Origin of the sequence: Flavihumibacter sp. CACIAM 22H1 (assembly GCF_001601815.1) — a bacterium.
Classification (GTDB): domain Bacteria; phylum Bacteroidota; class Bacteroidia; order Chitinophagales; family Chitinophagaceae; genus Flavihumibacter.
The window spans coordinates 1-3,425 of the sequence record NZ_LUKG01000152.1; the positions used below are offsets into that span (position 1 = coordinate 1).

Genomic DNA, 3,425 nt, shown 5'->3' on the forward strand with positions numbered 1-3,425 from the left:
GAATAAACCAGATTCTGGATATTCATAGGGGTACGGAAACGGTTGTGCAGGATCGCACCATTTATGAAGACGCGCATATTTTTGCGCCCAACCTGCACGAAATGCAATTGATGAGCAAACGCGATTTTGAAAACTACTTCCAGTTTTTTCAGACGCTGAGGACCATGGTACAACCGCCGGATCTCCTGATCTACCTGCAGGCTTCGGTTCCAACACTAGTTGGACAAATTCAAAAGCGGGGCCGTGAATACGAAGAAAATATCAGGCTCGACTACCTGAAGCGACTGAATGATTTTTATAATAAATGGATCGAAGGGTATAAGGAAGGTCCGCTGCTGGTAATTGATGTTGATAAAAATAAATTTGCAGAAAAAGAAGAAGATCTCGGAGAGATCATTACTAAAGTAGATGCCCAGTTATACGGGTTGTTCTAGTAGATTAACGCCCCTGATACACGGTATGCAAATGGGTTATAAAGCGGTTGCACTGCCCTTTATAAAAGCCTAGTTTAGAGCACCGAAAAACGGTTGTATGAACAGGCATACTGATAAGTTTACTGATGCAGGCAGGCTGGCCTACATGGAAGACTGGGTGAAAAAATCCATTGTCCGACAAAACAGTGGTTGGGGTTTATTCCTCCGGGTAATCCGCAAATGCTTTCGTTTCTTCCAGCTCTTTTTCTATTCGTTCTATCCAGCTTTGTTGAGCAGCTGCGTCCCTTGAATAATTGGTTTCCTTATCGTATAAATTTTGGTAGGCAGCTTGTTCATTGGTGATGCGCTGGTAAATGGCTTGTATATCTTTTTCAACGCTGGCTGCATTAAAGCGATAGGCAGTTAAGGCATGGTACAGTTTTCTGGTATATAGCTGGCTGATATCAAAATGCCCCTGTTCATGTGCCAGGATTTGTTGTGTATTTACTTTGGTCCAGGATTTATGCGGATAAAATACGCAGTTCAGCCTGAACTGAAGCGATTCCGTATTGTACCGATAATTGATCAGTATAGAAGTGCTGGTGAGGGCCGCATTGGGGGCTGTTGTAACGGGGGTTCCTTTAAAATCGGCCCAGTTTAATACTCTTCTTGTCCGCCAGTTGATCGGATCAGCGGTAGTAGCCGTTATTGTTGACACCAATGTAACCATTTCCAGTAGGAGGGCCCAGATCATCATACAACCTGTCGTTTAGTCAAAATAAACGAATTTGCTGCGGGTCTGTTTGCACCAAAGCGTTAAAACTTTATCGGTCGGTACTTATCTGATCTGACCCGTGGCTGTGAGCCGAAAAAAAAAACCGCCCTGTGAACAGGGCGGACTTGCAAGCAACGTTGAGACCGAAAATCTTAAGGCCGGATAACCGGGGCTGCCGCCAGGATGGCCGCAGGGGTACCCGCCTCGTATTTTTTAAAATTTTGTACAAATTGTTTGGCCAGTTCATTGGCCTTCTGGTCATAGGCCATGGGGTCTGCCCAGGTAGCCCGTGGATTTAGTAATTCTGCCGGTACCCCTTCGCAGGAAACAGGCATTTCCATACCAAAAACCGGGTGCCGTTCATAGGCCATAGTATCCAGTTTTCCTGTTAATGCAGCACTGATCATAGCGCGGGTATAGCTGAGTTTTATCCGGTTGCCTACGCCATACGGCCCCCCGGTCCAGCCGGTATTTACCATCCATACCTGAACCTCCTGTGCTTTAAGTTTTTCGCCCAGCATTTCGGCGTACAAAGCGGGGTGCAACGGAATAAATGGAGCACCAAAACAGGCGCTAAAGGTAGATTTCGGTTCTATAATACCGGCTTCTGTACCGGCAACCTTCGCTGTATAACCAGATATAAACTGGTACATAGCCTGTTCCGGGCTTAACCGGGCAATTGGTGGCAATACGCCGTATGCATCACAGGTTAAAAAGAAAATGTGTTTAGGGGTAGGTCCGACGGAGGGTTCCACGGAGTTACTGATATAATCCAGCGGATAGGAGACCCGGGTGTTTTCAGTGATGCTGCCATCTTCAAAATTGATGGTTTGGGTACCTGGATAAAAACGGGTATTTTCTACCAGTGCACCGGCACGGATTGCATTGAAAATCTCCGGCTCTTTTTCCTGGCTTAAATTAATACATTTGGCATAACAGCCCCCCTCAAAATTAAAAATCGTTGTATCGCTCCAGCCATGTTCATCGTCGCCAATGAGTTGCCTGGAAGGATCTGCACTAAGTGTAGTTTTGCCGGTTCCGCTAAGTCCGAAAAACAACGCAGTGTCGCCCTTCTTACCCATATTGGCCGAGCAATGCATGCTCAACACATGGTGTTCTTTTGGTAGTATAAAATTCAAGACCGTAAAAATTCCTTTTTTGGTTTCGCCGGTATAACCGGTACCTGCAATCAGCACGGTTTTATACTTGAAGGAAATGATGGCTGCATTGTGCTGCCGGGTTCCTGCAACTGCAGGATCAAGTTTTAAACCGGGGGCTGATAATATCGTCCACTCCGGTTCAAAGTTTTCCAATTCCTCTTCGGTTGGACGAATAAACATATTAAACGCGAAAAGATTGTTGGCCGGTTCTTCATTGACAACCCGGATCGGCATTCTGTATCGCTGATCTGCACAGGCAAAGGCATCCCGAACCCAAAGTTCCGGGCAGCCAGCCAGGTAGCTGGTCAACTGCTTTTTTACCTGGAAAAAATATTCTTCATGAATGGGCAGGTTAAATTCATTCCAATGAACGGCACCCTCACTGATTTCATCCAATACAATGAACTTGTCTTTAGGGCTCCGGCCGGTAAACTCACCGGTTTGTATTACCAGTGCTCCGGTATCATTGAATACGCCCTGTCCATTACGTACAGTTGCGGCGGCTAACTCTTCGGGATCGGCCTGATAGTGTACATCTTCTGTGGCCTTCAAACCTATTGAAAGCAGTTGCTCCATAGGGGAAAATAATGTAGGTACTGACATAATATGCACTCGTTTCTGCGGACAAATCTAAGCGTTGACCCCAAGCTTCCATAACAATGCGTATTTCGTACGCATATAGTTTTATTTAATAAAATCGAATTATGTTGAATATTATCAAAAATAGGCGCCGCTATTTTTCGTTTTGTTTAAACTAACAATCGTTAGTATTAGAGATTGGCTATATTTTAAAAAAATCAGAATAAGTGGAAATCCGTCTTTTCTCCCCCGAAAAACACCTATTTCAGGCAGATTATTAGACCGGTAAATAAATCAGCCTTATTTTTAGCACCCTGAAAACCATCATCATGAAATACCTGCCATTAGATAAGCGCTTGTTTACAGAGAATAGAAAAAAATTCATGAAAGCAATGGATCCCATGTCCATTGCCATATTCAACAGCAACGATGAATTACCAACGAATGGTGATGCGCTTTTTCCATTTAAGCAAAATGCTGATCTATACTGGCTTACCG

The 3,425-nt window shown here is 44.6% G+C and carries 4 protein-coding genes; 2 read left to right on the plus strand and 2 right to left on the minus strand.

The window, feature by feature from the left end:
• On the plus strand, nt 1-434 hold a 434-nt coding region (locus A1D16_RS21395; RefSeq protein ID WP_290713695.1), incomplete at its 5' end, for a deoxynucleoside kinase.
• Nucleotides 435-630: 196 nt separating this feature from the next.
• On the opposite strand, the gene A1D16_RS21400 is transcribed toward A1D16_RS21395, so the two are convergent.
• Both A1D16_RS21400 and pckA read right to left on the minus strand, forming a co-directional pair.
• Nucleotides 631-1,170 carry a DUF922 domain-containing protein gene (locus tag A1D16_RS21400; RefSeq protein ID WP_290713698.1) on the minus strand — a complete coding sequence of 180 codons (540 nt, stop codon included), beginning with the start codon at nt 1,168-1,170 and terminating at the stop codon, nt 631-633.
• Nucleotides 1,171-1,340: 170 nt separating this feature from the next.
• Nucleotides 1,341-2,924 (minus strand): phosphoenolpyruvate carboxykinase (ATP), encoded by a 1,584-nt coding sequence (gene pckA, locus A1D16_RS21405; RefSeq protein WP_290713701.1) that lies wholly within the window; start codon nt 2,922-2,924, stop codon nt 1,341-1,343.
• 332 nt (nt 2,925-3,256) lie between these two features.
• Between pckA and A1D16_RS21410 the strand changes: the two genes are divergently transcribed.
• A partial coding sequence (locus A1D16_RS21410; protein WP_290713704.1) for an aminopeptidase P N-terminal domain-containing protein occupies nt 3,257-3,425 on the plus strand: 169 nt, incomplete at its 3' end.

What these genes read in the sequence shown, in the direction of transcription:
- A1D16_RS21400 (WP_290713698.1), bottom strand. Translation starts at nt 1,170, where the DNA reads ATGATGATCTGGGCCCTCCTACTGGAAATGGTTACATTGGTGTCAACA.
- pckA (WP_290713701.1), bottom strand. Translation starts at nt 2,924, where the DNA reads ATGGAGCAACTGCTTTCAATAGGTTTGAAGGCCACAGAAGATGTACAC.